Origin of the sequence: Comamonas sp. SY3, from assembly GCF_041730275.1 — a bacterium.
GTDB lineage: Bacteria > Pseudomonadota > Gammaproteobacteria > Burkholderiales > Burkholderiaceae_C > Comamonas > Comamonas sediminis.
Genome location: NZ_JBGTYN010000003.1, coordinates 357,763 through 383,832, shown reverse-complemented (window position 1 = coordinate 383,832; position 26,070 = coordinate 357,763). Strand labels below are relative to the sequence as shown.

Sequence of the window (26,070 nt, the reverse complement as noted above, 5' to 3'; positions counted from 1 at the left end):
GATCAGGCGTGGACGGGGGGCAGGCGCTGGTTCCAGGGCAGGGCCTGCTCCAGCTGCGCGGCCAGCTGGAGCAGCCGGCTTTCTGCGCCATAGGGGGCGATGAACTGCATGCCCATGGGCAGGCCGCTGGCGCTTTGCCACAGCGGCACGCTCATCGCGGGCACGCCAGCCGCATTGGCTGGGCGGGTGAACACGGTCGCATCCATGAACTCCTGCATGAAGTGCTGCGCATCGGGCTGGCGCACATCCAGCGCCTGCAGGCCCTGGGGCAGGGTCGGCATTACCGGGCAGAGCAGCAGGTCATAGCGGCCAAACATCTCGCCCAGGCGCCGGGCGATGCTGTTGCAGGTATTGCGCGCGCTCAACAGCTCGACAGCGCCCAGGCGCCGGCCCTGCTCGGCCAGGCCCAGGTTCACCGGTTCAAAGAACTCCGCCGTCGCTGGCCTGCCGGTGCTGCGCACCAGGTCATCCACCTCCAGCGCGGTATAGGCGGCAATGATGCGGCTGAAGGCGGCGGCCAGGTCGGCGTGCGAGAAGTTCCATTGCGCCTCTTCGGTCACATGGCCCAGTTCCTGCAGCAGGCAGCGGCTGTCCTGCAGGCCTTGCAGGATGCTGCTGTCCAGCGCATGGCCCGGGCCTGCCTCCTGCAGCACGCCAATGCGCAGCCGCCCGGGCGGGCGCAGCAGCGCCTGGCTGAAGTCTTCCACCTTGGCCGGCGCGGCATAGAGCGAGCCGGGCTCCAGCGCATCGCTCAGGTCCAGCATCAGGGCCGAGTCGCGCACGCTGCGCGTCAGCACATGGTGGCTCACGAGCCCGCCCCAGTTCTCGCTGGAGACGGGGCCGCAGGCCACGCGGCCGCGTGAGGGGCGCAGGCCAAACAGCCCTGTGCAGGCCGCCGGTATGCGGATCGAGCCCGCGCCGTCATTGCCATAGGCCAGCGGCACCATGCGCGCGGCCACGGCAGCGGCCGAGCCCCCCGAGGAGCCGCCGACATTGTGCGCAGCACTCCAGGGGTTCAAGGTGCGGCCGTGCAGGCTGGGCGCGGTCGCCACATTGGCCGAGAACTCGGGCAGATTCGTCTTGCCGACGATCACCATGCCCGCCTGCTGGTAGCGCCGCACCAAGGTGTGGTCAGTGGCCGAGACGTTGCCCAGTGCCGCGCGCGAGCCATAGGACATCGCTGCGCCCGCATAGCTGGGGCAGTCGTCCTTGAGCAGCACCGGCACGCCGCGCAGCGGCGCATCGGCCCGCAGCTGGCGCAGCTGCTCGTCTGCCTACTCACGCATGGTCAGGATCACGGCATTGAGCTGGGGGTTGCAGCGCTCGATGGCGTCAAAGGCATGGTCCACCGCGGCCTGCGGGGTGAGCGCACCAGCGCGGATGGCCTGGGCCAGGGCCGTGGCGTCGGCATGGCGGTAATCGGTTGCAGAGAAAGACATACAGGGTGTGAAACGCAGCGATCGGAATGCGGGGAAAGAGGCATGCGCGTGGCAGAACCAGAGCGTTTTGGCCACGCGCGCGGAGGTTGGCTTAGGGCGCTGCGCGGCTCACGCCCCAGAAGCGGTGCGTGCCGGCGGGCCAGCCCTTGTAGCCCTTGATGCTGGGCGCCATCGCGGTGACGACGGGCAGGTTGTACAGGCCGATGATCGGCACCTCCTTGGCCATCAGCGCATGGAGCTGGTTGAACAGGTCCTTGCGGCGGGCCGGGTCGCGCTCCATCGCCACCTGCTTGAGCAAGGCCGAGGCCTGCGCATCGTCCCACTGGCGGGTCGGCTCGGCCTTTTTGTCGCCGATCAGCGATTCATACATCAGCAAGGGGTCCAGCCGCGCCGAGTAGGCAAAGATGGCCAGCTCGTACTGGCCCTTGCCGTACAGATCCAGCTGCGAGGCCCAGTCGCGCACCTTGATGTCGATATTGATGCCGGCCGAGCCCAGCAGCGCCTGCAGGATGGTGGCCAGCTGCACGCGCTCCTGGCGGTTGGCTACCAGCAGGCTGATGGGCTGGCCCTTGTAGCCCGCCTGCTTGGCCAGCGCGCTGGCGCCCACCGGGTCATAGCCGGGCCAGGCCTTGCTGCGCTGGTCGTAGTAGGGGCTCAAGGGCGATATCACCGAGGGGTTGGCGGTGAACAGGCCCTTGCCGGCGGCCTCGGCCACATCGGGCAGGCTCAGCGCCTTGGCAATGGCCTGGCGCATGCGCACATCCTTGAGCGCGGGTGCCTCGGTCTGCACCTGCAGCACCACCCAGCTCGGGGTGGGCTGCACCTCCACCTGCACGCCCTTGCCCTTGAGCTCCTTGATGGTGTCGGGGTCTACATCGTCGATCACATCAAGATCGCGCGAGAGCACGCCGTTGGAGCGGGTGCTGGCATCGGGCACGGTCACAAAGCGCAGGGTGGCAATGCTGGCCTGCTTGTTGCCGGCATAGCCATCGCGCGCGCCGGGCAGCGCGCTGTAGTCGGCAAAGCGCTTGAGCTCGGTGTAGCGGCCGGTCTGCTTTTCGGCAAAGCGGTAGGGGCCAGTGCCGATGACCTGGCTGACGCTGCCGTTGGCGGCTACCGACTCCGGGTGGATGATCCAGGGCGTGCACTGGATGGTGGCCAGGGTCATCAAGAAGTTGGGCGCGGGCGCCGAGAAGCTGAAACGCACAGTTTGCGCGTCGACGGCCTTCACCTCCTGCAGCGCCGGGCCGATCTTGCCGTTGTAGCGGTTGATGCACTGGAAGTTGGTCTTGGGATCGAGGTAGCGCTTGAAGTTCCACACCACATCGGCGGCCGACAAGGTCTTGCCATTGTGAAAGCGCACATTCGGGCGCAGCTTGAAGTCGTAGCTGGTGCTGTCGTCATTGGCTGTCCAGCTGCTGGCCAGCATGGGCTTGACAGTCAGGTCCTCGCCATAGGCGACCAGGCCCTCGACCACATGGGCCATCACCATGTCGGAGTTGGCGTCGCGGTTGACACCGGGGTTGACGCTGGCGATATCGGCATGCAGCGCCACGCGCAGCATATCGGGGGCGCCGGCGGCCTGGCTGTGGGCACTGAGCGCGCAGGCTGCAGCGAGCAGCGCGGGCGACCAAAGAGAGCGGCTGGTGGGCATGGTCTTCCTTAGGGTGGGGACGTTGGCGAGGAGACTTTGAACAGGTTCTTACACCGGGGCGGCTTGCGGCGTGCGCAGGCACTGCTGCAAGAAGGCCTCGACCGGCTCGATGACCTTGAAGGGCTCATGCGCAATGCCGGGCACCGTGTCGCGCTGCACGCGGATGCCATGGGCGGCAAAGCTGTCGGCCAGCGCGGTGATGCGCTCGATGCGGTTGTCGCCCTGCAGCTGGGCGCCATCCATCCACAGCGCGCTGTCGCGCGGAATGGTGATCTCCCAGGTGGCGGTGTCCGCCGTGCCGATGATGGTCTGCACCGTCACCGCGCGCATCGCCGCCAGGTTGAGGCTGCGGCCAAAGCGCTGCTCGATGTCGCGCACGCCCACCCACCAGTCGTAGTCGGTATTGAGCAAGGTGACCACGCCCGGCGCGCCGATCGACACGGCATGGAGGCGCTCCGGGTGCAGCAGGAAAAAGCGCTGGCTGAACTGCCCGCCGCCCGAGAAGCCGTAGAGCATGAAGCGCTCGCTGCGCAGGCGGTACTTGGCCGCCACCTCGTCAACCATGGACAGCAGCACCTGGTCATAGCGGATGCCATGGAAAAGAATGCGCTTGTAGTTGGCCAGGTCACCCGCCACGCCAATGCCGGCGGGAAAGAGCGGCGCCAGCACGATGCAGTCATTGCGGTCGGCAAAGTCGGCAAAGCGGTCGCGGTACTGGCTGGCGGTGCGGCCCGTGCCGTGCACGATCACCGCCAGGTCGTAGACCTTGTCCTCGCTCTCGCTGTAGTTCTTGGGCACATAGAGGCAGTAGCTGAAGCGCTGGTCGTATTGGCTGGCAAAAAAGGTCGTGGCGCCAAAGTCGTAGTAGCTCAGCTTGATGCCGTGGCCCTGGCGGGCGGGAGGGGATGACATAAGAGGACTCCTGGAAGGTTGCTGAATTTTTAGGCAGGGCAGGCGGCGCTGTCTGCAGGGGCGGTGGCGCGGCCCTCGGCATGGCGCCAGCGCAGGTGCACGCCGCCATCGGGCGTGGCCTGCAGCATCGGGATCGCGTCCAGCAGCTGGCGCGTATAGGGGTTCTGCGGCTGGTCGAACACGGCATCGCGCGAGCCCTGCTCGGCAATCACACCGCCCTGCACGACGATGACCCGGTCGGCAATCTGCTCGACCACGCCCAGGTCGTGGCTGATGAACAGGCACGAGAAGCCATAGCGCTGCTGCAGCTCGGCCAGCAGGTCCAGCACCTGGGCGCGCACCGTCACATCGAGCGCGGAGACCGCCTCGTCGGCAATCATCAGCGCCGGGCGCCGCACCAGCACGCGGGCAATGGCCACGCGCTGGCGCTGGCCGCCCGAGAGCTCATGCGGATAGCGCGTCGCAAAATCGCCGCCCAGCCCCACATCGGCCAGCGCCTGCTGGACGCGCTCGCGCTTGCCGCTGGCGCTCAGGCCCTCGGCCATGCGCAGCGCCTCGGCCACCAGCGCCTGCACCGTCATGCGCGGGTCCAGCGAGGAGTACGGGTCCTGGAAGACCATCTGGCAGTTGTAGCGGTAGTCCTTGAACCCCGGGCTGCCCGGCCGCAAGGGCTGGCCCTTGTACAGCAGGCTGCCGCTGGTGGGCTGCAGCAGGCCCGACAGGATCATGCCCAGGGTCGTCTTGCCCGAGCCCGATTCGCCGACCACGGCCACCACCTCGCCGGGGAAGATATCCAGGCTGATGCCCTTGAGCACGCGCGCTGGCGCCCCCTTGCGGAACCAGCGCTGGCGGCCGCCAAACTCCAGCACCAGGTCGCGGGCCGACATCAGCGGCGCCGTGCGGTCGATCTGGCGCGGCGCCCGGCGCTGGGGCAGGGTGCGCAGCAGCTGGCGCGTGTAGTCATGCGCGGGGGCGGCCAGCACCTGGGCGGTGGGGCCGGTCTCGACGATGTCGCCCTGCTTCATCACCACCATGCGGTCGGCGTAGCGGGCGACCATCGGCAGGTCATGGCTGATCAGCAGCACGGCGGTGCCGTTCTCGCGCGTCAGCTCCAGCATCATCTCCATCACTTCGCGCTGCACCACCGCGTCCAGCGCCGTGGTGGGCTCGTCGGCAATCAGCAGTGCCGGGCGCAGCAGCATGGCCGAGGCGATCATGATGCGCTGGCGCATGCCGCCCGAGAACTCATGCGGGAACGCACTCAGGATGCGCTGGGTATCGCGCAGGCCGACGCGCTCCAGCATCGCATGGATGCGCGGCATGTGCTCATTGCGCGCCTGGGGCAAGTGCATGCGCAGGCCTTCGAGCAGCTGCTCGCCAATGCTCAGGGTGGGCGTGAGCGAGGTCATCGGCTCCTGGAACACCATGGCCACGCGCGGGCCGCGCACAGCGCGCAGCTGGCGCTCGTTCATCGCATAGAGCGACTGGCCGTCGAGCAGGATGTCGCCGCCACTGCGGCTGATGGCATGGGGCGTGAGCCGCATCACGGCGCGGCTGAGCATGGTCTTGCCCGAGCCCGATTCGCCGACGATGCCAACAATCTCGCCAGCGGCCAGCTGCAAGGATGCATCGCGCACCACCTGCTTGCCGGGGCCTGCCGAGAGGCTCAGGTTCTGGATCTGCAGCAAGGCAGGGGATGTGGTCATACGCGCCTCCGCATGCGTGGGTCGAGCCGGTCGCGCAAGGCGTCGCCGAGCAGGTTGATGCCCAGCAGTGCCAGCGAGATCGCCAGCCCCGGAAAAATCGCCAGCCAGGCCGCCTGGCTGACATAGGAGCGGCTGCCCGCCAGCATGTTGCCCCAGGTGGGCGCCGGTGGCGCCACGCCCAGGCCCAGAAAGCTCAGCGAGCTTTCGGCCAGGATGATCCAGCCGCACATCGAGGTGGCCATGACGATCACCGGAGCAATGCAGTTGGGCAGCACATGGCGCAGCAAGGTGTAGGTCTCTGAGTTGCCCATGACGCGCGAGGCACGCACAAAATCACGCTCGCGCAGGCCCAGCACCGTGCCGCGCACCACCCGCACTACCGACGACGCATAGGCCAGTGCCAGCGCAATGATGATGCCGCTGGCGCTGGCGCCAAACACCGCCAGCAGGCCCAGGGCCATCAACAGGCCCGGGAAGGCCAGCAGCGCATCGTTGATGGCCATCAGGATGCGGTCGGGCCAGCCGCGCAGGTAACCGCTGAGCGCGCCGATCAGCACACCAAAGAAGGTGGCCAGAAACACCGTGCTGAGGCTGATGCGGATGCTGGTGGCAGTGCCGCGCATCAGGCGGCTGAGCACATCGCGGCCCAGCTCGTCGGTGCCCATCCAGTGCTGCCAGCCGGGCGCCGCCAGGCGGGTCTTGAAGTCGAGCTTGAGCGGGTCATACGGCGTCCAGAACGTGGCCAGCAAGGCCACGGCGACCACCACGGAGACCAGGCCAGCGCCCAGCCAGAAGGAGAGGGAGCGGCGTTTCATGATGCGGCCACCCTCGGGTCGAAGATGGGATAGAGCAGGTCCACAAAGAGGTTCACCAGGACATAGATGCTGGCGATGAAGAGCAGGCAGCCCTGGATCAGCGGGTAGTCGCGGGCAAAGATCGCATCGACCAGCAGCCGGCCCAGGCCCGGAATGGTGAACACGGTCTCGATCACCGCCACCCCGGCGAGCAGGTTGCCCAGGATCAGGCCCAGCAGGGTCCAGGTCGGGCCAAAGGAGCTCTTGAAAGCATGGCGCAGCATCACCGTCATCTCGCTCAGGCCCTTGGCGCGGGCATGGGTGATGTAGTCCAGGTGCAGCACTTCCAAGGTGGAGGCCCGGGTCATGCGCAGGATCACGCCAATCTCGTGCAGCAGCAAGGTGGTGATGGGCAGCACCAGGTAGAGCAGCGCCTGCTGCGGGTTCTCGCCAAAGGCGACAAAGCCGACCACCGGAAACCAGCCCAGCTTGAGCGCAAAGAACATCAGCAGCAGCAGCCCCATCCAGAACGCGGGCAGCGACAGCAGCAAGGTGGCGGTGGCGACCAGGGCCAGGTCGGTGAGGCGGCCTTGGCGCCAGGCCGCCAGCATGCCCAGCGGCACGGCGACCAGGGTGGCCAGCAGCACGGCAGGCAGCACGATCTGGGCGCTGACGGCAAAGCGCTGCCAGATCAGCGCGGCAACCGGTTGGCGGTTGGAGATGGACTGGCCCAGGTCGCCCTGCAGCACATGGCCGGACCAGACCAGGAACTGCGTGGGCAGGCTGGCGTTGAGGCCCAGCTGCTCGCGCAGGGCCGCCAGCGATGCGGCATCGGCCGAGTCACCCAGCATCAGCGCTGCCGGGTCACCGGGGATCAGGCGCACCAGGATGAAGACGGCCAGTGCCACGATCACCAAGGTCGGAATCGCCATGCCGATTCGGGTGGCAGCGAATTTCCACATGGCGGTCAGTGCTCCAGCGCCGCAGCGGCTGCGGCAGACGGTTCGGCCGCGCCATCGCCATGCAGGCGGTAGGTGGTGAACTGGCGGTTGATGGCGGGCAGCGGTGCAATCTCCATGATGCCCAGCGCCGGCTCCATCACGATCATCGCGACGGTGGCGGTCAGGTTGCCGCCATCGGCAGGCCGGGGCGGGCGGCATACCGCGTAGGGCGAGAGGAAGTCGTCAAACAGCGCCTTCTTCAGCGATTCGCGGGTCAGCAGGCGGCCCTGCTCCTGCAGGATCTTGCGCACCCGCCAGTCGCGGTAAAAGCTCTCGGGCACATGGGGGATGCCGGTGTCGCGCAGCTTGGCCAGCGCCACCGGGCTGACCCAGTGGTTGGCGTGCACGATCATGCCGTCCTCGGGGTAGAGCGGGAAGGCCTCGTCAGGCGCGCACTCAAAGTCAATGCCAAAGCCTGCGGCCGACGCCACCATGATGTTGTTGGAGCAGGACTTGGGCGTGGTGGCCACGGCCTTGGCGGCCAGCGCAAAGTGTTCCTGTTCCAGCACCTTGCGGCGGATCAGGCCCAGCGGAATGCCCAGCTTGGTGTAGTCGCGCTCGCATTCCAGGTAGTTGGCGGTGATCGAGATGCCAGCGGCATTGAGGCCGCTGCGGGCGAGGCCGCCAGCTTCGACAAACGTCAGGTAGTCGGGGCCATGGTCCTGGCGCACGCGCAGCACCACGCCGGTCTCGGCGCATTCGGCGCGCCAGTCCCAGTTCTGGCCATGGATCAGGTTGCCCGAGGCGCTGCGCTCGGGCAGCAGCATGGCGCCGGTGCAGCCGTCGTCGAGCTCGTCATCGACCGGCTTGCTGGACTGGGCGCGCGCCAGGGCCACCACCTCGGTGCGGGCATTGATCATCACGATGTCGTCCAGCGCGACGCCCGAGCCCTCGGCAATGCCGCGCATTTCTTCGAGGTAGTTCTCGTCAAAATCGGCGATCTTGCGGGCGTACTCGGCGATCAGCGCGGCCTTGTGTGCGGCGCTGATGCCGTACTTCTCCAGCGCGCCGCCATAGAGGGCTGCGCTGCGGGCAATGCGGTCTTTGAGCGCCGCGCCATACTGGCGCCCACGGGCTTGGGGGGCGCCAGACAGCGTGACGAGTGGAAACGGCGACATCTTTTTCCTTTTGTGTTTTGTGAACTTTTAATACATTAATTTCGTGGTCATTGACTGTCAATTTGTTTTTTATAGAATCAAACAAAACTTAGGGAAACTACGATGAAGGATGCTGCCAAGACGGGAAGCCTGGCGCGTATGCTCGGGGCTGGCCGGCAAAAACAAGAGGCTGCGCGCCGCCGCCACTGCCACCGCATTGCGCAGACGCGGGCCGCAGCAGCACAACCCAGGGGAGAATCGGTTTGAAGCAATCGCTGAGTTCTTTGCAGATCGACGTCGCGCGCAAGCTGACGGCGCTGATGCATGCTGGCCGCTGGCGCGTGGGCGACCGCATCTCCGACCTGCACCTGGCCGATGAGCTCAAGGTCTCGCGCACGCCGGTGCGCCAGGCGCTGATGCTGCTGACCGCCCAGGGCCTGGTGGCCTACCACCCGGGCCGGGGTTTTCGGGTCGAGCGCGTGCCCGATGGCGACGATGCACTGGAGCAGCTGGTGCCCCCCTCCGACGCCGAGGCGTTGTACAGCCAGATCATGAACCACCGCGCCAGCGGCCAGCTGGCTGGCGAAGTCTCCGAGGCGCAACTGGTGGAGCTATTTGGCGTGACCCGGGGCGCCGTGCGCCGCGTGCTGATGCGCTTTGCCGCCGAGGGCCTGACCGAGCGCCTGCCCGGCCACGGCTGGCGCTTTACCGAGAGCCTGGACAACCCCCAGGCCGTGCACGAGAGCTATGACTTTCGCTTGATCGTCGAATGCGGCGCGCTGAAGATGGCCGGCTTTGCGCCCGATCCCGAGCAGCTGCAGCAGCTGTTCCGCGAGCAGTCAGACATCTTGCAGATGCCGGTCGAGCAGCTGCGCCAGGATGTGTGGTTCAAGGCCAATGCGAATTTTCATGAAACCCTGGTGTCCTGGTCGCGCAACCGCTTTCTGATCGAGTCGGTGCGCAGGCAGAACTCGCTGCGCAAGATCTCGGAGTTCGCGCACTTCAGCCACCTGAGCGAGCAGCACATCCGCCAGGCCTGCACCGACCACCTGGGCATTCTCAAGGCGCTGAAAGAAGGCGATGCCGACTATGCCGCCGCGCTGCTGCGCCGGCATATTTCGCGCTCGGCGGAAATCTAAAAACAGGGTCTAGGTTTTTTCCAGGTCCGCCTTGGGCGCGCGCAGCTCGTTCTCGCTCATGCCCCGGCGCCAGTAGGCCACGATCAGCTGCTCCTGCTTGCCCAGGCCCAGGCTGTCCACCGCCCATGCGCGCAGCGCTTGCGCGGTCGCAAATTCGGCACCTACCCATAAAAAGCGGCTTGCACCTGCGGTGGGTGGTGCGGCGCTCCAATCCAGCGCTTGCACGGCCTGCTGCAACTGCTCGCCGGTACCTGAGGGCGCGCCTGCGCGGTAGAGCCAATGCCACTGCATGCCCGGCGGCAGGGGGATGTCGATCGCGTCTCGCGGGTTTGCGATCTCGCAGACCACATGGCCGCGTGTGCTGGCGGGCAGCTGCTCTGCGATGCGCGCCAGCGCGGGCAGTGCGCTGTCGTCACCGGCCAGCACCATCCAGTCGGCGATGCGGGCCGTGCGGCCACCGGGTTTGAGGATCTCGACCCGGTCGCCGACCTGCGCCTGCTGGGCCCAGCAGGCACCCGGGCCGGCATCGGCATGCAGCAAAAAATCGATCTCCAGCCATTGCGCATCGGCATCGAAGGCACGCACGGTGTAGACGCGTGTGCTGCTGGCGCCGTCGCGTTGCGGCGACGGAAACACCAGGCGGCAGTGGATGTTGTCGTGCTGGCAAAAGGGCGCCAGCTGCGCGCCGGCAAAGCGGATGCGGCGGTAGCCGGCAGAGGGGGAGCAGAGGGAGAGAACCTGGAGCGTGGAGGGCATGCCGCAGTCTAGAGACGGTACGAGAGGGGAGGCGGCTGGCACCAAGCGGGTGGCCAGCGTCGGAAGGTCTGGCGGCCATTATGCGGGCGTGCCTTCCCTTATTCAGTCTCGCGCGGCGCAGCCCATGGCGCCGCTGTGGGCTCAGGCGTGGTTCAGGTCGAATCTGCCTGCAGGTTGTTCACCCGCCAGCACCTGCAGCAGGTTGCTGGTGGCCATCTCGGCCATCGCGTGGCGCGTCTCGTGCGTGGCCGACCCGATATGCGGCAGCGCCACTACCTTGGCATGGGTGCGCAGGGGGGATTCGACCGGCAGCGGCTCGGTGGCAAACACATCCAGGCCGGCGGCGCGGATCTGGTCGGTGTCGAGCGCATGCAGCAACGCAGCCTCGTCGACGATCGCGCCGCGCGAGCCGTTGATGACAATGGCGCTGGGCTTCATCATGGCAAAGGCCTCGGCGCCCAGCAGGTGCTTGGTCTCGGGGGTCGACGGCACAACGGAGACGACAAAGTCTGCCTCGCGCAGCAGCGCATCGCGGGCGACATAGTGCACATGGCCGGCCAGCGCGCCCAGTTCGCTGTCGGGCACAACGCTGCGGTTGTTGTAGAGCACGCGCATGCCAAAGCCCAGCGCCGCGCGCCGGGCCAGTGCCATGCCGATGCGGCCCATGCCCAGAATGCCCAGGGTCTTGCCATGCACATCCCAGCCAAACAGGTCCTCGCCAATATTGCGCTGCCATTGGCCGGAGCGCACATACATCGCCAGCTCCGGAATACGGCGGCTGGTGGCCATCAGCAGTGCAAAGATGGTGTCGGCCGTCGTCTCCGTCAGCACGCCCGGCGTGTGGCACAGCGCAATGCCGCGCTCGCGCAGCGCTGCCAGCGGGTAGTTGTCCACGCCCACCGAGATGCTGGAGATCACCCGCAGCTGCGGTGCTTCATCGAGCAGCGCATCGGTGATCGGGTAGCTTGACCCGATCAGTGCCTGGGCCTGCGGCAGCGCTGCAAAAAAGGCATCGCGCTGTGCAGCCACGCGGGGATTGGCCACGGTCACATCGTGCGCGGCTTGCAGGCGGGCCAGCTGGTCGTCGGGCAGTTCACGAAAAACCAAAATCTGTTGGCGGGTGCTGCTCATGGCTGCTCCTGGATGCGTTGAAATCAATAGCCGGCGGCGGTCAAGGCGTCGCGGGTTGGCAAGCCTTCGGAGTCGCCCAGCACCTGCACCTGCAGCGCGCCAATCCAGCAGCCGCGCTTGACGGCATCGGCCACCGAGCGGCCATCGAGCAGGCCGCTGATGACGCCCACCGCAAAGGCATCGCCGGCGCCCACGGTGTCCACCACCTTCTCGACCGGGCAACCGGCCACATAGCCGGTGCCGGCCTGGGCGTCGTCGTAATAAGCGCCTTCTTCGCCGAGCTTGACGACCACCAGGCTGGCGCCCTGGTCGCGGTAGAAACGGGCGACCGCTTCGGGCGTCTTGTGGCCGGTCAGCAGCTCACCTTCGGCCAGGCCGGGTAAGACCCAGTCCGCACCAGCGGCCAGCGCATTGATCTCGCGGCGCATCGTGGCCTCGTCCTGCCACAGGGTGGGGCGCAGGTTGGGGTCGAATGAGATGGTGCTGCCGGCAGCGCGGGCGATCTGCAGGGTACGCTGGGCAGTGGCCAGGCTGGTCTGCGAGATCGCGGCAAACACGCCGGTGGCATGCAGGTGGCGGGCCGAGGCCAGCCAGGGCTCGTCGATGTCGGCGGGGGTCATCAGGCTGGCGGCCGAGCCCTTGCGGTGGTATTCCACCTGCGGGTCGCTGCCGTCATCGGTGCGGCCCTTGATCTGGAAGCCGGTCTTCTGCGCCGGATCCAGCACCACATGCTCGCAGTGCACGCCTTCGCTCTTCATCTGGTTGATGAGGTAGCGCGCCATCGAATCGGCGCCCAGGCGGCTCGCCCAGTGGGTGTTGAAGCCCAGGCGCGCCAGGCCGGTGGCCACATTGATCTCGGCGCCTGCAATGCGCTTGGTGAAGAACTCGGCGTTCTCCAGCGGGCCGGCGCGGTCGGCGATCAGCAGCATCATGGCTTCGCCAAAGGTGGCGATGTCGAAGGTCTTGGTGGTCATGGCCGTGTCTCTCTTGGGGGCGGTGGGCTGTTGGTTTATCGGGGACTTAGCGGGTTTGCAGTGCCGTGGCATCGCGCAGCACGGCCAGCTCCTGCCGGGTGACGGCGACCAGGTCGTCGCCGATCAGCGGGTACTCGATGGCGCGGGGTGCATCGCTGGGCAGCGCGCGCAAAATGGCGCGCCAGGCGGCGGCCGATTCGGCCAGCGGCACTGCCACCCATTTGGCCGGCAGGCGTTGCACGCCCTTGGCATGCACATAGGCCACGCGGCTGCCAAACAGCTGGGCCGCTTGCAGCGCGCACTCGCCCAGGTAGTGCCAGTTGCCCATGTCAAAGGTCATCGGCAGCGGCAGACCGGCGGCATCGGCCGCGGCAAAAAAGCGCTGCAGTGCCTGCACGGTGCCGGCGGCCGTGGTCTGGTCGTTTTCGATCAGCAGGGTCAGGCCCGCGCCATCGATGGCGCTCTTCAGCGCCGCAAAGCCCTGGGCCGAATGCGCGACCGACTGGCTGGCAAAGCCGCCGATCGACATCTTGAGCCAGGTGGCCCCCAAGGTCTGGCTGGCGGCGATCGCGTATTGCACGGCAGCGGTGTTCAGGCTGCCGTCCATCGCAAACAGCGGCTGGGGGCAGGAGTAGACCAGGTCCAGCTGGTGATCGCGGCCATAGGCGGCCAGCGCAGGCAGCTCGTCGGCGGGGTTCAGCAGCAGCTCTTCGCGCACTTCATAGCCATTGGCACCGGCGCGGTGCGCGAGCTGGGCAAAGTAGAGCTGGCCGTGGCGGCGCACTTCGGCATTGCCAAAGGAGGTGAGGGAGATCAGGGCGGGCGAGCCCGCGTTTTGCAAAGACAAGGCCATGGTTTTCGTATTTTTTGGCCGCTTACGCCCGTATACCAAGCGTTGACAGCTATTGATAAGTGAGCAAACAATCTGCAGTAACTTCGCACGTTCTCAAAAACTGGCGCGGCCCATCGGCGCACACCGAGCAAGGGCCGCCCCGCAGCGAAGGTGGGGTCCCCCTCCCGCGTAGCGAGAGAGGGGGCGCCCGGCAAGGGGAAGGCGCGAAGCGCCTCAGGGGGTGTTAGTGATTACTCAGGATCTGGCCCAGGAACTGCTGGGTCTTCGGGTGTTGGGGGTTGTCAAAGAACGCAGCCGGTGGGCCTTGCTCGATGATCCTGCCGTCGGCCATGAAGATCACGCGGTCAGCCACGCTGCGGGCAAAGCCCATTTCATGGGTCACGCAGAGCATGGTCATGCCGTCTTCGGCCAGGCCGATCATGGTGTCCAGCACTTCCTTGACCATCTCGGGGTCGAGGGCCGAGGTGGGCTCGTCAAACAGCATGATCTTGGGGGCCATGCACAGCGCACGGGCAATGGCCACGCGCTGCTGCTGGCCGCCCGACAGCTGGCTGGGGTACTTGTTGGCCTGGTCCGGAATGCGCACCCGCGTCAGGTAGTGCATCGCGCGCTCCTGCGCCTCGGCCTTGCTCAGGCCGCGCGAGCGCATCGGCGCCAGCATGCAGTTCTCCACAATCGTCAGATGCGGGAACAGGTTGAACTGCTGGAACACCATGCCCACTTCCTTGCGGATGGTGTCGATGGCCTTGCTGTCACCGGTCAGGTCCGTGCCATCCACGGTGATCTGGCCCTTCTGGATGGCTTCAAGCCGGTTGATGCAGCGGATCATCGTGGACTTGCCCGAGCCCGAAGGCCCGCAGATGACGATACGCTCGCCAGCACGCACGTCGAGGTTGATATCGGTCAGCACCTGGAAGTTGCCATACCATTTCTCGACGCCTTGGAGGCGAATGATGGGTGCTTGCGAGGGGGTCGTCATAAAGCAGTCGTTTTTAAGATGATTGCAACACTGGCATGCCCGAGCTAAGAGACAGCCAGCAAGGGCCGCCCCGCAGCGGTGCCGTCGTCCCCCTTCCAGGGGGAAGGCGCGCAGCGCCTCAGGGGGTAGCCCGTTCTAGGTTTTAGTCCAGCTTGGGCAGGTCGGCGCCCAACCACTTTTGGTACAGCTTGTTCAGCTCACCATTGGCGGTGTTCTTGGCGATGAAGGCGTTCACGGCTTCGGCCACTTCGTCCTGGCCAGGGCGCAGGGCGACGGCCATGTTCTGCTGCAGCAGCTGGAACTTGTTCTCGAACTGGCCGGCAGGGGCGCGCTTGGCGATCTGGGCCGCGACGGTCACCGAACAGCCGATGGCATCGACCTGGCCCGACAGCAGTGCTTGCATGGCCGATGCGTCGTCGTCAAAGCGGCGGATTTGCGTGCCTTCCGGCGCAGCCTTGGTGACGGCCACGTCTTGGGTGGAGGCACGTGCCACGCCCACGCGCAGGCCCTTGAGGTTTTCCGGGCCCTTGATGGCGGTCTTGGTGGCGCCGTACAGCACGATCGATGCGGCCGAGTAAGGCTTGGAGAACAGCACCTGCTTGGCGCGCTCGGGCGTGATGGCCAGCGAGGCGATCAGCATGTCGACCTTGTTGGTCAGCAGAAAGGGGATGCGGTTGGGGCCGGTCACGGGCACGATGTCGGCGGTCACGCCCCATTCCTTGGCCAGCAGCTTGGCCACATCGGCGTCGTAGCCATCAGGCTGGTTGCTGCCGTTCAGGATGCCGTAGGGCGGGAAGTCCACCAGCATGCCGATGGTGATCTTGCCCTTCTTCTTCAGATCGGCCAGCGACTGGGCCGATGCGGTCAGGGGCAACAGGGCGCTGGCAGCCAGGGCGGCAGCAGCGGAGGTGAAAGTGCGGCGGGAAATCTGCATGCTCATGTCTCCTAGTAGAAAATTCAAGCGACGACCAAAAAGGTTCAGCGGGCCAGGGCCTTGGCCTGGCGCTTCTCAAGGCGGCCCGCCCACAGCGACAGCGGCCAGCACAGGATGAAGTAAACGGCACCGACGACACCGAACACCAGCATCGGCTGGAAGGTGGCGTTGTTGATGATCTGGCCGGCGCGGGTGATCTCGGTAAAGCCGATGATGGCTGCCAGCGAGGTGCCCTTGATGATCTGCACCAGGTAGCCCACGGTGGGGGCCACGGCAATCTTCATCGCCTGGGGCAGCACGACGGCACGCATGCGCCAGTAGTAGGACAGCGACAGCGCATCGGCCGCTTCCCACTGGCCGCGTGGCACGGCCTGGATACAGCCACGCCAGATTTCACCGAGGAACGCGCCGCTGTTCAGAATCAGCGCAGCAGCCGCTGCAATCCAGGGGTTGATCTCAAAGCCCAGAATGGGCGCGCCAAAGAACACCAGGAACAGCTGCAGCAGCAGTGGCGTGCCCTGAAAAATCTGGGTAAAAGCGGTAGCAATGCCGCGCGCCAGGCCGTTCTCTGACGTGCGCGACAGCGCAATCACCAGGCCCACCAGGGCGCCGCCGATAAAGGCGATCAGGGACAGGGCCACGGTCCACTTGGCCGCTTCCACGATGAACCACAGCTCGGGCCAACCAAAAGTACGCATTTCTTGTTCTCCGAGTTCAGCGACGGTCTGGGTAGTTCAAGGCCATCTGGTAGATGAGCTTGAACAGCAGGTTGAAGGCCAGCGACAGCAGCAGGTAGATGGCGGCTACGACGATGTAGACCTCAAAGCTGCGGAAGGTCTCGGACTGGATGTTGGCGGCCACCGAGGTCAGGTCGTCGGCCGAGATCACGGACACCACGGCCGAGCTCAGCATCAGCAGGATGAACTGGCTGGTCAGCGCCGGGTAGATGGTCTTGAGCGCGGGCTTGAGGATCACGAAGCGGAAGATTTCCCAGCGCTTCAGATCCAGCGCCAGGCCGGCTTCGATCTGGCCCTTGGGAATGGATTCGATGCCGGCGCGGATGATCTCGGTGGCATAGGCGCCCAGGTTGACCACCATGGCCACCAGTGCGGCGGTTTGCGGCGACCAGCGCAGGCCCACGGCCGGCAACGCAAAGAAGAAGAAAAACAACTGCACCAGAAAGGGCGTGTTGCGGATCAGCTCGATGTAGGCATTGATGACAAAGCGCAGCGGCGCCGGGCCCGAGGTCTTGCCCCAGGCGCAGACGATTGCGACGGCCAGGCCGATGATCATGGCGAGAAAGGACAGCTGGATGGTCACCCAGGTGCCCTGCAATAGCTGCGGCCAGGCTGCCAGGACCTGGTCGAATTGGAACGTGTAGTTCATGGCGATGCGGCGCGTTTGAAACCGGTTTCAGTAGCGCCGCAGTTTAACGGAAGGTTACGGAACGATTACTAGGGTTTGCCCTAGTTTGGTGCGTAACGCCTTTTTTAACCGTTGTGAATCAATTGTTTGGCGATTTTGTGGAGCCGCGCACAATGATGGTGCCTGGTAACTCGACTGTTCGGGCGGGGCTTTGCAGGCCCTGGATGCGCTCGATCAGGCAGGTGGCCGCCGCCTGTCCCAATGCATCGGTGGGCTGGGCCACCGTGCTCAGGCCCGGGCCCACCAGCGCGGCCCACTCGGTCTCGTCCACACCGATGATGCCCAGCTCGCGCCCAGGCACCCAGCCCATTGCATGCACGGCGGTGGCCACGCGCAGGCTGGCGACGGCGTTGCCGGCCAGCACGGCGGGGCGGCGGCCGGCTTGCTGCGCCTGCTGCTGCCAGTGCTGCAGGTGCTGCTGCAGGGCGCTGGCGCCGTCGGCGGTGCTTTCCCACACGCTGCCTTGCATGGTGGGCGCCTGGCTTTGGATGTAGCGGGCAAAGGCCTGCTGGCGCGCGGTGCGCGAGCTCACATCGGCAATCGGCTCGGTCACCAGCAGCACCTCGTCAAAGCCTTGCTGCTGCAGATGGTCCATCGCGATCTGCACCACGCCGGGGTTGTCCACGGTCACAAAATCGGCGTCCATCCCTTCCTGGAACCGGTCCACCAGCACGATGGGCTTGCCGTGCAGCTGCGCGTCCTGCCAGAGCTGGACGCTGGTGTCCACGCGGTTGAGGATCATGCCGTCGAGCTGGTAGGCGGACAGCGCATGCATGGCATCGCGCTCGCGCCCGGCCTCATTGCCCAGGTTGAACAGCACCAGCAGGTAGCCGGCGGCTTGGCAGGCTTTTTCTGCGCCCTGCAGCACCGCCACCGAGAAGGGGTTGGTCACATCGGCCACCGCCAGGCCGATCAGGCGGGTGCGGCCATGCTTGAGGGCCTGGGCCATCGGGCTGGGCCGGTACTGCAGGCGGGCAATGGCCTCCTGCACGCGCTTGGCCATGTCGGGGGTGAGGATGTCGGTGCGCCCATTGAGGTAGCGCGACACCGTGGCCTTGGAGACCTGCGCCGCCAGTGCCACATCGGCAATCGTGGCCCGGGCCTTGGCAGGGGCCGCAGGCTTGGCTGCGCCGGGCGGGCAGGGGCGCGATGGGGTGGCGGTGGGCGCAGGCTTGGGCACGGGGCAGTCCAGGGTGGTCGTTACGGTAGCGATGGTAGCGCCGAACCGCATGCCTGCTGCGTTGGCCGACCTGCGCGCGGAGGGAGGCAGTCGCGCAGGTGCGGCCCCGGAGGCCCGGTTGGTGCCGGACGTTTGCTGCAGTGCAAAAGCGGCAGTTTTCCGATTCTCACCCTGTGGATAATTTTGTGCAATGTTCCCGTTGTTGCGCGAGAAACTCCCTGCAATCTCCCTCTAGGAAAGAAATGCACACCGGGAAGCCGGTTTCTGTGGATAAGTTAATTTCATAGCAACTTAGTCAACTGCTGTGTGGGCATCGAGGAGGCAGTCAATAAAGGCCTGCGCCACACGGCTCGGAGCGGGCGATAAGCGCCACATGGCCACGAATTGGCAACGGTAATGGAAGCGTTCTGGCCGTACAGCCCGCATCAAACCTTGGTTTTCAAAACTGGCCGCGTAGTGGTCGGGCAAAAATCCCAAAAAACACCCGGACAAAATCAAGGTGGCAATCGACTCCTGGTCAAACCCGGTGGCCGCGCGTGGCAGCCGCACGCTGTGGCTCAGCTCCATATTGGGCGAGTGGTAGCCCAGGCCGGCAAAGGGGTAGCTGCGCAGCTGCTCCCAGTCCAGCGTCTGGTGCTGCTGCTCCCACAGGTCATGGCCGGCGGCGCAGTACAGCTGCATGTTCTCGGCAAACAGATCGCGGTAGACCAGGCTGGCCGAGCTGCGGTGCGCCGGGATGATGCCCACATGAAAGCGCCCGTCCATCAGCCCGCGCTCGATCGCGTTGATCGAGCTGACATGCAGCTGCAGGTTCACATCCGGGGCCTGGCCGTGGAACTGCGCAATCGCGCGGTGGATCTGGGCCTGCGGGTTGCTCACCGTCTTGTCGAAGATGGCGATCTCCAGATTGCCGCCCATGCGGGCGTGGATATCGTCAATGCGGCTGCGGAACAGATCCACGCCGCCCAGCAGCTGCAAGGTGGCCTCGTAGACCTGGTGGCCCTCCGGCGTCAGCGCAAAGCCCGCGCGCCCGCGCCGGCACAGCACCATGCCCAGGCGGGTCTCCAGGTCCTTCATGTGGCGGCTCAAGGTCGACGTGCCGATGTTGAGCTCCAGCTCGGCGGCCGACATGCCCCCGCACTCCACCACGCTCTTGAAGACCTGCAGCAGCCGCAGATCCATATCGCTGAGCTGGCCCAGCACCGCGCGGGCGCGGCGGGCGGCGGCAGGGGGGTGGGGCGGGGAGGCAAACACGGGAGGGCGGGCAGGCATCCGCATAGCTTAGCGGCTTTGGCTGCTGCCGCCCTCAGTGTTTACAGAAGCTGTTTAGAGCCACTTACACGGCCCAGCAAACCGAAGGTTTGCGGTTGAGACTAGGCGTCCCCGACTAGGCGCCAAGCCGCAGGCAGTACAGAAGTACGACAAGGCTTGGCGCGGCCGGCCAGGCAACGACGTATCAAGGGTTGTGTGAGTGGCTCTTAGCGCACGCCTACCGCTGCGCCACGGAACAGCTTGCTGTACTCCCGCGGCTGGCTGCGCCAGTACTGGCGCGGTGCATCCACCTGCGCGCCCAGGCTGGCGGCCGCATGCCAGGGCCAGCGCGGGTCGTACAAGGCAGCGCGGCCAATGGCGACCGCATCGGCCTGGCCCGAGGCCACAATATGCTCGGCCTGCGCAGGCTCGGTCACCAAACCGACGGCAATCGTGGTCAGGCCCGTAGCCTGTTTGATGGCCTCGGCAAAACCCACCTGGTAGCCCGGCTGCACGGGGATTTGCTGGGCGGTCGACAGCCCGCCCGAGGACACATGGATGGCACTGCAACCCAGCGCCTTCAGCCCCTGGGCCAGCGCGATCGAGCCATTGATATCCCAGCCGCCCGGCGCCCAATCCGATGCCGAGATACGCACCCACACCGGCTTGGCCGCAGGCACGGCCGCGCGCACGGCGGCAAACACCTCCAGCGGGTAGCGCAGGCGGTTCTCCAGGCTGCCGCCGTAGGCATCGCTGCGGGTGTTGGACAGCGGCGAGAGGAACTCGTGCAGCAAGTAGCCATGGGCCATGTGGATCTCGATGCCATCGATGCCCAGCGCATCGGCCGCCTTGGCCGCTGCCACAAACGCGTCCTTCACCTCTGCCAGCTCGGCAGGGGTCATCTCAGCTGGCGGCACCTCGCCCGCTGCATGGGCAATCGCCGAAGGCGCCTGCGCCACCCAGCCCCGGGGCGCATCCGGCGCAATTTGCGCAGCGCCTTCCCAAGGCAAGTGGCTGGACGCCTTGCGGCCCGCATGGGCCAGCTGGATAGCGACCGGAATCGCCGAGAGCTTGCGCAGCGACCCCATCAGCCGCCCCAGCGCCTGCTGGTTGTCAGTGGAATAAATGCCCAGATCCGCATCGGTAATGCGCCCCACCGCCGACACCGCCGTGGCCTCCAGCACCAGCATGCCCGCGCCCGACACGGCCAGGCTGCCGTAGTGCATCAAATGCCAGTCATTGGCATTGCCCTCTTGCGCCGAGTACTGGCACATCGGGGCAATGACGATGCGGTTGGGGAGGGTGAGCTGGGAGAGCGTGAGTGGCTGGAACAGCTGCGAGGGGGTGGTGGTGCTGGCGGGGGTGAGCGACGGGTCGGTGGTTCTTTGCATGGGGGGGTGTCTGTTGAGTCAATGCTCTGCGAGGGCGATGCTTTCAGTAGTAGAGATTGCGCAGGGCAGATGCATCGACAGGTTACTGGAGTACAGCGTATTCGCATATTTAAACCTGGGTGCTGTGGAGGCTATGCGGGTGATGTTGGGGTGAGAGGGATGGCCTATAGGGGTTAGGAGTCTGAAAGTATGGCCCGATTGGAGCGGGTGCCATCGATCGCAGATGAGGCTCCTATGGCGGCTATAGGGCAGTGATTTATCGATTGCGAAGCTCTCGTGAGGAATGGCAATCGTTGCGCAGCCTACATTGGCGTCAAGCGTAGGGATGCCAGCATCGGGCCGCCAGGCGACAGTCACTATTGGGCAGGAGGAACGAGTCTGCTGGAGGCTACCCGAGCTAGTTTCTACATGCGAGCGGCTAGTTTTTAGTCGAGCAGCCAACGGCAGTTCTGAAGAAAAGTAGAAAGCGTACTCTTTGTCCAGCGAAGATTGGGTGGGCGGCCTTGAAGCACATGAGCGTTAGCACTCTGCAATCCAGAGTGCTAAGGCGAAGTGGATAGAAACCGTTAAGATTCTGCGCCCGAGCTTCGCTAATTAAGCAGCTCTGGATCTCGTGGGATGCTAGTGGGTCAGCGACTTGTCACCACATGTAACCACTTCACTTTTGATCACGCCATGTTTCAGTCTGCTGCAGTCTATTCCAAGGTCGGGATGTTCAAACTAGAGCTTCCTTCTCCTGATGTTGAGATTGTCAACGGAGTACGTTGGGGCGCAATTGACGCGTTCCCCACACCCGCCTATTGGCTGTTCCAGATCTTTGAGCGCCGCTTAACTGGCGGCCCCCCGAACTACAAGCTTGGCCGGAGCTTGGCAGAAGAGTTAGGGGCATGCATTCTCGGAGGGCATGGGATCCCCGCTGACGTAGGGATTGCCGCCTACAAGCGGCTTCGATCAGAAGGTGTTTTCGACTCGAATGCTACGCCCAATGAACAACGAATCCTTGACATGCTTTCGAGCCCACTGGATGTAGAGGGACGCCAGATCCGCTATAGATTTGCAGGTCAGAAGGCCAAATATCTTTCTAGTGCGCTCGGGTTGATCTCCCAAGCTCCTTCGAACAGTACTGGCCGAGTGCTTCGAGACTGGCTAGTGACGCTTCCGGGTGTTGGGTTGAAGACGGCATCCTGGATCGCCCGCAACTGGAAAGGCGCAGATGACGTTGCCATTCTCGATATTCATATCCTACGATTCGGCCAGTCAATCGGTCTCTTTGACAGGGCATTAAAGGTTGAACGTGACTACTTGAAGCTTGAGGAACTGTTCCTTGCGTTCAGCGCCGGAATGGATACCAAGCCTTCGGAGTTGGATGCAGTCATCTGGCACGAAATGGCCAACTCTCCTCTCGCGGTTCGAGAATTGACTAGGGCAGCGGAGCCCCAGCCTTCGCCATTGCGCAAGATGCGTCGACAGGTACAGGATCTGCACCAGCTAGCTCTGGTCTAAATCATTCCGGTCTTCCGCCAATCAATACTAGTCCCACCCCAACCATCACCCCTTTGAAAGCGATGGGAGAGACAAAGGGAGTGCCTGTTGCACCAAGCGGGCAGATGTTGAGACTTAGAGCTTCAGCTCCCCATGTAAGCGCTCCGATGATGACGCCTGCATCCCGCCAGACGAGGCTTTCAGGAAAGTGATATTTGGCTGCGGTCTTACCTGGCTCTGCTACTAGTGCTAAAAGGGTCGAATCTCCACTCGGAACGATTGCGTCGGCAGAATCTCGTGCAGCAATTGCAAAATCACTTGTACCCTGTACTTGAATCAAGGTGTGGCCAATGGGATCGTAGCGTTCCCATCCTGATTGGCGATTACGCTGAACTAGGACATGGATGGGATGCACGGCGCCTGCTGAGGGAACTCCCCTGAATTGTTGTTCGAAACCTAAATCAGAGGTGCTCCAGCTGTATGCGCGGCAGCACATTGACAGCAGCACTTCCAACTTTTCGAGAGATAGATGGGTAAAGGTGCGCCTCGAATGGCGTCCCAGAACCATTCGGTGAAAGTCCAGCATTTCCCCAGAGACGCTTTGTCCTAATGCGAGCGTGGAGCCATTTGGCCAGCTAAAAGGCTCATATGGCTGCACATGTTTTCTCGGCTCGGGCTCAGGAAGCTCGGTTGCCATATCCAAGCGCTTCCATAGACTCGATGTACTTGTTGCAGCCACGGCAGTTGGCGCACGGAATGTCTCCTTTGTGGCAGCTATGCGCGTAAGCCAGAATGCCTGCCGGTACCTTGGCTTCGTTAACCAATTCAACGGTTGTAAGATCGATGGCCGGCGCTTCGATACGAAGGCCTCCCTCCTGATACAAAACCAAATCGTTTATCAGTCGGATGAAGTCTTTAGTTCCATCACGATGCCCCTCGTCAGATGAGACGGTTCCGATATACAAGACTTTCGCGCCCAAGCCAATGGCCTTCATCGCTGCCAGTGTGATAAGGAGCTGATTGCGGTAGGGCCACCAGTCACTCGCTGGCGCAGCTGCGTCAGCAGCGGACCCGGCCATATCGCCTGACCCTAGACTGCGGCAATCCACACTCACAATGTGGTGCGCAATGCCTATTTCGGCACACAGAGCTGCCGACACTGTACGTTCGGCAATAGCAGCCTTTTGCCCATAGTCGATAGTAATAGCATGAGTAGGCTTCTTCCACCATGCAATGGACAATGAGTCCATGCCCCCTGAGAGTAGTAATGCTGAATTCATTGCGATACAGCAGTCCAGAGAGCTGCATAAAGTGATGATGTGTATGAGCGACGAATAATGCAGTCAGTCCCCTCGGCCATTTTCATTGACTCCTCAGATTCACGTTCGCAAAGAATAACCACGGGTTTGTGCAGTGCGCGTGCGTACCCGACCTCGTATATAGTTCCAGCATCAAGGCCGTCAGCTATTGCAAAAATAATATCGGATTTTTCAATTCCCAAAATGTCGAGCTTGACTACGTCCGCAGCAGACCCCATCCCGATATCGTGAAATGGCGAAAAAACATCAAAGCCCATCTCTTGAAAATTCTTGCGCGCTTCTTCGATAAGCCAGACCTGCGCCGTATCGAAGAATGGCCCAGCAAGGTAAACCCTAGGGCGCTTGCCATCCAAAAAATCTTGTTTTACGCGTATTGCATCGGGGTTAAACTCCGATAGGTATTCACGGCACGGCAGAATCTTTTTATCGCAATAGTATGCGGTTGCTAGTGAAGCTTGGGCAGCCGCTTCGTGTGCTGAAACGCCGTCGTTCATCCACGCTCTTGCAAAATGCGCCACAAACGTATCTCCCGAACCAATCTTCCAGACGTTTTCAGTCTTGTAAGCAGGAACAGTTTGCACAGCCCCTTGCGACCATACAAGCGCTCCTGCAGGCCCCATCTTGATAACAATGACTTCGGCCGATTCGAGGGCTGCCAGTATGTGTGCACACTCCTCTGCGCTAGCCGTCGGACTCGAACTCATCACGCGAGCTTCATAGAGGTTTAACACCAATGCTAGGTGCTTAGCACTAGACCCATTCTGTCCAAACAGTTCAGCAGAACCGGCGTTTTGAGGGTCATAAACAGCCCACTCTGCATTGACTACTGCAGAGCCTTCCAGCATGCCAAATCGGATAATTTTTTCAGCTTCTAGGTAAATGGCATCCAACGGGGCATCTGGCACACCATAAATATCCGGGTGTGATGAGTCGTGTAGATATCGAAAAAGGAGCGTACTTTCGCAAGGAACTGCCTCTAATGTGAGAGTTGAAGGAAGCTGTGCCGCATAGCTCCGAAAATCTTCTACCACGGCGGAGCTTGCGTACGTATGTAGATAGACCTCATTTCCCATCGTAGCAATTGCTGCTGCAGCGCGACCTGCTGAGCCATAAAGTTGGTCCCACCACGGACGTACACAAAGCTCTTTGTATAGGCCCCCAACTACATGAATAGTCATATCTTAAATAGAGTCAATCTTCACAATGATCTGGGCCCCTGATACGGCTGTAACTACAGCTTGGTATTGGGTTCCGCTCAAAATGCATTCTCGTAGCCGATTCGTCTGACCGCCAACAAGCCCACCAAGATATGTTCCATCATTTCTCACAACAGCCACTACCTGTGAATTGTTTATGAGCTGAACCTGCACCGTACACAAATCTCCGACTCGTACTGTCGAAACTGCTGCTGGGTTAGGTGTGGATATCTGCGCGCTGAAACTCAGAAATTCGCAAGCAACCGGGCTTCCTCCACCTCCACCAGCACTGTACGTACTGCTACCACCTCCGCTACCGGACATAAAAAGCTCCCAGGATTGAAACAATTGTTTGGTTATCTTACCAAATTAATTTGGTTTGACAATTGACATGCGCGCTTAGGTCGCGTTGGCGGAAAAATAGTCCGATACCTACTCTAAGATAGTTTTCTTACAAGATCAACGTTAGAGGACCAATCCGGCGCGAGGCTTGTGCTTACAAGAGAAGATTGCCAGAACAGCAATCTCATATACGTGGATTGAAAACTTAGACACCATACGCCGGACATTGGTGATATCTGGATATCGGCCATAAGTTGACCTACTCATAAAGCATCAAAAAATGCTGAGCCAACCGGCCTAATGAACGCTCATATCCAACCTAAAATCCTGCGTGTCCTCATGCAACAGCACCCGTCCATGCCTGCCCTCCTCCTAATAGACATCCAACAATCCCTCTGCACCGGCCCCAACGCCGCATGGGATTGCCCCACCCTGATCGCCCGCATCAACCAGGTCACCGCCGCCGCGCGCCAGGCCAACACCCCCATCATCTGGGTGCGCCACGCCGAGCCTGGCCTGGAAGCGGGCACGCCCGGATGGCAATTGGCCGATGGCCTGCAGGTGGAGAGCAGCGACCTGACCCTCGACAAAACCACCGGCGATGCGTTCTGGAAAACCGACCTATTGCCCATGCTGCAAAACCTGGGTGTGCAGGAGCTGGTGATTGGCGGGATGCACACGGAGTACTGCGTGGATGTGACCACGCGCGCGGCGCTGCGCCATGGCTACCCGGTGGTGCTGCTGGCGGATGCGCACACCACTTGCGGCAATGCCGCCGTCACGCCGCAGCAGGTGATTGCCCACCACAACATCACCCTCAGCAGCACCAGCAGCTTTGGCCCGCGTGCGCGGCTGCAGACGGCGCAGCAGTGGGCGGACTCGGTCGGCCAGGCTTGAAAAAACCGGCTTGGCTGGGGTTAGCCCAAGGCGCTACGGCGGCGTTCTAGCTCCCAAAGTCGAAGCAGTCCAGCCCAGTGCAGGCTGGCGCTGCACCGATGTCGTTCAGGCTTGGCCCCTGTCAAGCGCGCAGATCACATATGCATCTGCGCATTCCTCAGTTGGAGTAGCTGCTTGCAACATGCACAGTGCAAGCAGGCCCTGCCGTGATGGCAGCC

25 protein-coding genes are annotated in these 26,070 nt (G+C 63.5%); 3 read left to right on the top strand and 22 right to left on the bottom strand.

The features are described from left to right. Positions 1 to 2 precede the first annotated feature (2 nt). The 8 genes from ACCQ08_RS06575 to ACCQ08_RS06540 form a co-directional block, all read right to left on the bottom strand. On the bottom strand, positions 3 to 1,262 hold the full coding sequence (locus ACCQ08_RS06575; protein WP_373449275.1) for an amidase: 1,260 nt from the start codon (positions 1,260 to 1,262) through the stop codon (positions 3 to 5). A 12-nt stretch (positions 1,263 to 1,274) separates the two neighbouring features. Then, positions 1,275 to 1,439 (bottom strand): hypothetical protein, encoded by a 165-nt coding sequence (locus ACCQ08_RS06570; protein WP_373449262.1) that lies wholly within the window; start codon positions 1,437 to 1,439, stop codon positions 1,275 to 1,277. 91 nt (positions 1,440 to 1,530) lie between these two features. Beyond that, positions 1,531 to 3,093, bottom strand: coding sequence for an ABC transporter substrate-binding protein (locus ACCQ08_RS06565; protein ID WP_373449261.1), 1,563 nt, complete (start codon positions 3,091 to 3,093; stop codon positions 1,531 to 1,533). A 48-nt stretch (positions 3,094 to 3,141) separates the two neighbouring features. Beyond that, complete coding sequence (locus ACCQ08_RS06560; protein ID WP_312453227.1) at positions 3,142 to 4,005, bottom strand: alpha/beta hydrolase; 864 nt, start codon at positions 4,003 to 4,005, stop codon at positions 3,142 to 3,144. Positions 4,006 to 4,034: 29 nt separating this feature from the next. After that, a complete protein-coding gene (locus tag ACCQ08_RS06555; RefSeq protein ID WP_373449260.1) occupies positions 4,035 to 5,711 on the bottom strand; it encodes a dipeptide ABC transporter ATP-binding protein in 1,677 nt (558 codons plus the stop codon). Beyond that, positions 5,708 to 6,526 (bottom strand): ABC transporter permease, encoded by an 819-nt coding sequence (locus ACCQ08_RS06550; protein WP_312526375.1) that lies wholly within the window; start codon positions 6,524 to 6,526, stop codon positions 5,708 to 5,710. Before ACCQ08_RS06550 ends, ACCQ08_RS06555 begins: the two co-directional genes overlap by 4 nt. Continuing rightward, positions 6,523 to 7,467 (bottom strand): ABC transporter permease, encoded by a 945-nt coding sequence (locus ACCQ08_RS06545; protein ID WP_182326223.1) that lies wholly within the window; start codon positions 7,465 to 7,467, stop codon positions 6,523 to 6,525. Before ACCQ08_RS06545 ends, ACCQ08_RS06550 begins: the two co-directional genes overlap by 4 nt. A gap of 5 nt (positions 7,468 to 7,472) precedes the next feature. Then, positions 7,473 to 8,624, bottom strand: a complete 1,152-nt coding sequence (locus ACCQ08_RS06540) for a C45 family peptidase (RefSeq protein WP_239810034.1) — start codon at positions 8,622 to 8,624, stop codon at positions 7,473 to 7,475. Positions 8,625 to 8,866: 242 nt separating this feature from the next. Between ACCQ08_RS06540 and ACCQ08_RS06535 the strand changes: the two genes are divergently transcribed. Continuing rightward, a complete protein-coding gene (locus ACCQ08_RS06535) occupies positions 8,867 to 9,742 on the top strand; it encodes a GntR family transcriptional regulator (protein WP_312414622.1) in 876 nt (291 codons plus the stop codon). A 9-nt stretch (positions 9,743 to 9,751) separates the two neighbouring features. Here ACCQ08_RS06535 and ACCQ08_RS06530 read toward each other — a convergent pair whose 3' ends face one another. The 11 genes from ACCQ08_RS06530 to ACCQ08_RS06480 all read right to left on the bottom strand — a co-directional run bounded on the left by ACCQ08_RS06530 (position 9,752) and on the right by ACCQ08_RS06480 (position 20,616). After that, positions 9,752 to 10,498, bottom strand: a complete 747-nt coding sequence (locus tag ACCQ08_RS06530; RefSeq protein WP_373449259.1) for a siderophore-interacting protein — start codon at positions 10,496 to 10,498, stop codon at positions 9,752 to 9,754. 141 nt (positions 10,499 to 10,639) lie between these two features. Next, positions 10,640 to 11,629, bottom strand: a complete 990-nt coding sequence (locus tag ACCQ08_RS06525; RefSeq protein WP_373449258.1) for a 2-hydroxyacid dehydrogenase — start codon at positions 11,627 to 11,629, stop codon at positions 10,640 to 10,642. A gap of 23 nt (positions 11,630 to 11,652) precedes the next feature. Next, positions 11,653 to 12,603: a sugar kinase gene (locus ACCQ08_RS06520; RefSeq protein ID WP_373449257.1), complete on the bottom strand. Its 951-nt coding sequence runs from the start codon at positions 12,601 to 12,603 to the stop codon at positions 11,653 to 11,655. Positions 12,604 to 12,649: 46 nt separating this feature from the next. Further along, positions 12,650 to 13,456, bottom strand: coding sequence for a sugar phosphate isomerase/epimerase family protein (locus tag ACCQ08_RS06515; RefSeq protein WP_373449256.1), 807 nt, complete (start codon positions 13,454 to 13,456; stop codon positions 12,650 to 12,652). Positions 13,457 to 13,679: 223 nt separating this feature from the next. Continuing rightward, positions 13,680 to 14,435 (bottom strand): amino acid ABC transporter ATP-binding protein, encoded by a 756-nt coding sequence (locus ACCQ08_RS06510; protein ID WP_312414637.1) that lies wholly within the window; start codon positions 14,433 to 14,435, stop codon positions 13,680 to 13,682. A 142-nt stretch (positions 14,436 to 14,577) separates the two neighbouring features. Further along, positions 14,578 to 15,369: a transporter substrate-binding domain-containing protein gene (locus tag ACCQ08_RS06505; protein ID WP_373449255.1), complete on the bottom strand. Its 792-nt coding sequence runs from the start codon at positions 15,367 to 15,369 to the stop codon at positions 14,578 to 14,580. Between the two features lie 44 nt (positions 15,370 to 15,413). After that, positions 15,414 to 16,067 carry an amino acid ABC transporter permease gene (locus ACCQ08_RS06500; protein WP_230774107.1) on the bottom strand — a complete coding sequence of 218 codons (654 nt, stop codon included), beginning with the start codon at positions 16,065 to 16,067 and terminating at the stop codon, positions 15,414 to 15,416. Positions 16,068 to 16,083: 16 nt separating this feature from the next. Next, on the bottom strand, positions 16,084 to 16,755 hold the full coding sequence (locus ACCQ08_RS06495) for an amino acid ABC transporter permease (protein WP_230774108.1): 672 nt from the start codon (positions 16,753 to 16,755) through the stop codon (positions 16,084 to 16,086). Between the two features lie 118 nt (positions 16,756 to 16,873). Next, positions 16,874 to 18,025 carry a LacI family DNA-binding transcriptional regulator gene (locus ACCQ08_RS06490; protein ID WP_373449254.1) on the bottom strand — a complete coding sequence of 384 codons (1,152 nt, stop codon included), beginning with the start codon at positions 18,023 to 18,025 and terminating at the stop codon, positions 16,874 to 16,876. A gap of 240 nt (positions 18,026 to 18,265) precedes the next feature. Then, a complete protein-coding gene (locus ACCQ08_RS06485; protein WP_373449253.1) occupies positions 18,266 to 19,246 on the bottom strand; it encodes a LysR family transcriptional regulator in 981 nt (326 codons plus the stop codon). Positions 19,247 to 19,452: 206 nt separating this feature from the next. Next, on the bottom strand, positions 19,453 to 20,616 hold the full coding sequence (locus ACCQ08_RS06480) for an NADH:flavin oxidoreductase/NADH oxidase (protein WP_373449252.1): 1,164 nt from the start codon (positions 20,614 to 20,616) through the stop codon (positions 19,453 to 19,455). A gap of 675 nt (positions 20,617 to 21,291) precedes the next feature. Here ACCQ08_RS06480 and ACCQ08_RS06475 point away from each other — a divergent pair. Continuing rightward, positions 21,292 to 22,119: a hypothetical protein gene (locus tag ACCQ08_RS06475; protein ID WP_373449251.1), complete on the top strand. Its 828-nt coding sequence runs from the start codon at positions 21,292 to 21,294 to the stop codon at positions 22,117 to 22,119. Position 22,120: 1 nt separating this feature from the next. Here the strand turns inward: ACCQ08_RS06475 and ACCQ08_RS06470 are convergent, their stop codons facing one another. The 3 genes from ACCQ08_RS06470 to ACCQ08_RS06460 are packed head-to-tail and all read right to left on the bottom strand — an operon-like array spanning position 22,121 to position 24,595. Then, positions 22,121 to 22,795 (bottom strand): hypothetical protein, encoded by a 675-nt coding sequence (locus tag ACCQ08_RS06470; RefSeq protein ID WP_373449250.1) that lies wholly within the window; start codon positions 22,793 to 22,795, stop codon positions 22,121 to 22,123. Then, a complete protein-coding gene (locus tag ACCQ08_RS06465; protein WP_373449249.1) occupies positions 22,776 to 23,378 on the bottom strand; it encodes a 7-cyano-7-deazaguanine synthase in 603 nt (200 codons plus the stop codon). The genes ACCQ08_RS06470 and ACCQ08_RS06465 overlap by 20 nt, the downstream gene beginning before the upstream one ends. Further along, a complete protein-coding gene (locus ACCQ08_RS06460) occupies positions 23,375 to 24,595 on the bottom strand; it encodes a PfkB family carbohydrate kinase (RefSeq protein WP_373449248.1) in 1,221 nt (406 codons plus the stop codon). The genes ACCQ08_RS06465 and ACCQ08_RS06460 overlap by 4 nt, the downstream gene beginning before the upstream one ends. 717 nt (positions 24,596 to 25,312) lie before the next feature. Here ACCQ08_RS06460 and ACCQ08_RS06455 point away from each other — a divergent pair. Further along, on the top strand, positions 25,313 to 25,852 hold the full coding sequence (locus ACCQ08_RS06455) for a cysteine hydrolase family protein (protein ID WP_373449247.1): 540 nt from the start codon (positions 25,313 to 25,315) through the stop codon (positions 25,850 to 25,852). The last annotated feature ends 218 nt before the right edge of the window (positions 25,853 to 26,070 follow it).

What these genes read in the sequence shown, in the direction of transcription:
- ACCQ08_RS06540 (WP_239810034.1), bottom strand. Translation starts at nt 8,624, where the DNA reads ATGTCGCCGTTTCCACTCGTCACGCTGTCTGGCGCCCCCCAAGCCCGT.
- ACCQ08_RS06505 (WP_373449255.1), bottom strand. Translation starts at nt 15,369, where the DNA reads ATGCAGATTTCCCGCCGCACTTTCACCTCCGCTGCTGCCGCCCTGGCT.
- ACCQ08_RS06470 (WP_373449250.1), bottom strand. Translation starts at nt 22,795, where the DNA reads ATGGCAACCGAGCTTCCTGAGCCCGAGCCGAGAAAACATGTGCAGCCA.
- ACCQ08_RS06510 (WP_312414637.1), bottom strand. Translation starts at nt 14,435, where the DNA reads ATGACGACCCCCTCGCAAGCACCCATCATTCGCCTCCAAGGCGTCGAG.
- ACCQ08_RS06460 (WP_373449248.1), bottom strand. Translation starts at nt 24,595, where the DNA reads ATGACTATTCATGTAGTTGGGGGCCTATACAAAGAGCTTTGTGTACGT.
- ACCQ08_RS06545 (WP_182326223.1), bottom strand. Translation starts at nt 7,467, where the DNA reads ATGTGGAAATTCGCTGCCACCCGAATCGGCATGGCGATTCCGACCTTG.
- ACCQ08_RS06475 (WP_373449251.1), top strand. Translation starts at nt 21,292, where the DNA reads ATGTTTCAGTCTGCTGCAGTCTATTCCAAGGTCGGGATGTTCAAACTA.
- ACCQ08_RS06465 (WP_373449249.1), bottom strand. Translation starts at nt 23,378, where the DNA reads ATGAATTCAGCATTACTACTCTCAGGGGGCATGGACTCATTGTCCATT.
- ACCQ08_RS06520 (WP_373449257.1), bottom strand. Translation starts at nt 12,603, where the DNA reads ATGACCACCAAGACCTTCGACATCGCCACCTTTGGCGAAGCCATGATG.
- ACCQ08_RS06515 (WP_373449256.1), bottom strand. Translation starts at nt 13,456, where the DNA reads ATGGCCTTGTCTTTGCAAAACGCGGGCTCGCCCGCCCTGATCTCCCTC.
- ACCQ08_RS06555 (WP_373449260.1), bottom strand. Translation starts at nt 5,711, where the DNA reads ATGACCACATCCCCTGCCTTGCTGCAGATCCAGAACCTGAGCCTCTCG.
- ACCQ08_RS06500 (WP_230774107.1), bottom strand. Translation starts at nt 16,067, where the DNA reads ATGCGTACTTTTGGTTGGCCCGAGCTGTGGTTCATCGTGGAAGCGGCC.
- ACCQ08_RS06480 (WP_373449252.1), bottom strand. Translation starts at nt 20,616, where the DNA reads ATGCAAAGAACCACCGACCCGTCGCTCACCCCCGCCAGCACCACCACC.
- ACCQ08_RS06455 (WP_373449247.1), top strand. Translation starts at nt 25,313, where the DNA reads ATGCCTGCCCTCCTCCTAATAGACATCCAACAATCCCTCTGCACCGGC.
- ACCQ08_RS06550 (WP_312526375.1), bottom strand. Translation starts at nt 6,526, where the DNA reads ATGAAACGCCGCTCCCTCTCCTTCTGGCTGGGCGCTGGCCTGGTCTCC.
- ACCQ08_RS06485 (WP_373449253.1), bottom strand. Translation starts at nt 19,246, where the DNA reads ATGCCTGCCCGCCCTCCCGTGTTTGCCTCCCCGCCCCACCCCCCTGCC.
- ACCQ08_RS06565 (WP_373449261.1), bottom strand. Translation starts at nt 3,093, where the DNA reads ATGCCCACCAGCCGCTCTCTTTGGTCGCCCGCGCTGCTCGCTGCAGCC.
- ACCQ08_RS06525 (WP_373449258.1), bottom strand. Translation starts at nt 11,629, where the DNA reads ATGAGCAGCACCCGCCAACAGATTTTGGTTTTTCGTGAACTGCCCGAC.
- ACCQ08_RS06570 (WP_373449262.1), bottom strand. Translation starts at nt 1,439, where the DNA reads ATGTCTTTCTCTGCAACCGATTACCGCCATGCCGACGCCACGGCCCTG.
- ACCQ08_RS06530 (WP_373449259.1), bottom strand. Translation starts at nt 10,498, where the DNA reads ATGCCCTCCACGCTCCAGGTTCTCTCCCTCTGCTCCCCCTCTGCCGGC.
- ACCQ08_RS06490 (WP_373449254.1), bottom strand. Translation starts at nt 18,025, where the DNA reads ATGCGGTTCGGCGCTACCATCGCTACCGTAACGACCACCCTGGACTGC.
- ACCQ08_RS06495 (WP_230774108.1), bottom strand. Translation starts at nt 16,755, where the DNA reads ATGAACTACACGTTCCAATTCGACCAGGTCCTGGCAGCCTGGCCGCAG.
- ACCQ08_RS06560 (WP_312453227.1), bottom strand. Translation starts at nt 4,005, where the DNA reads ATGTCATCCCCTCCCGCCCGCCAGGGCCACGGCATCAAGCTGAGCTAC.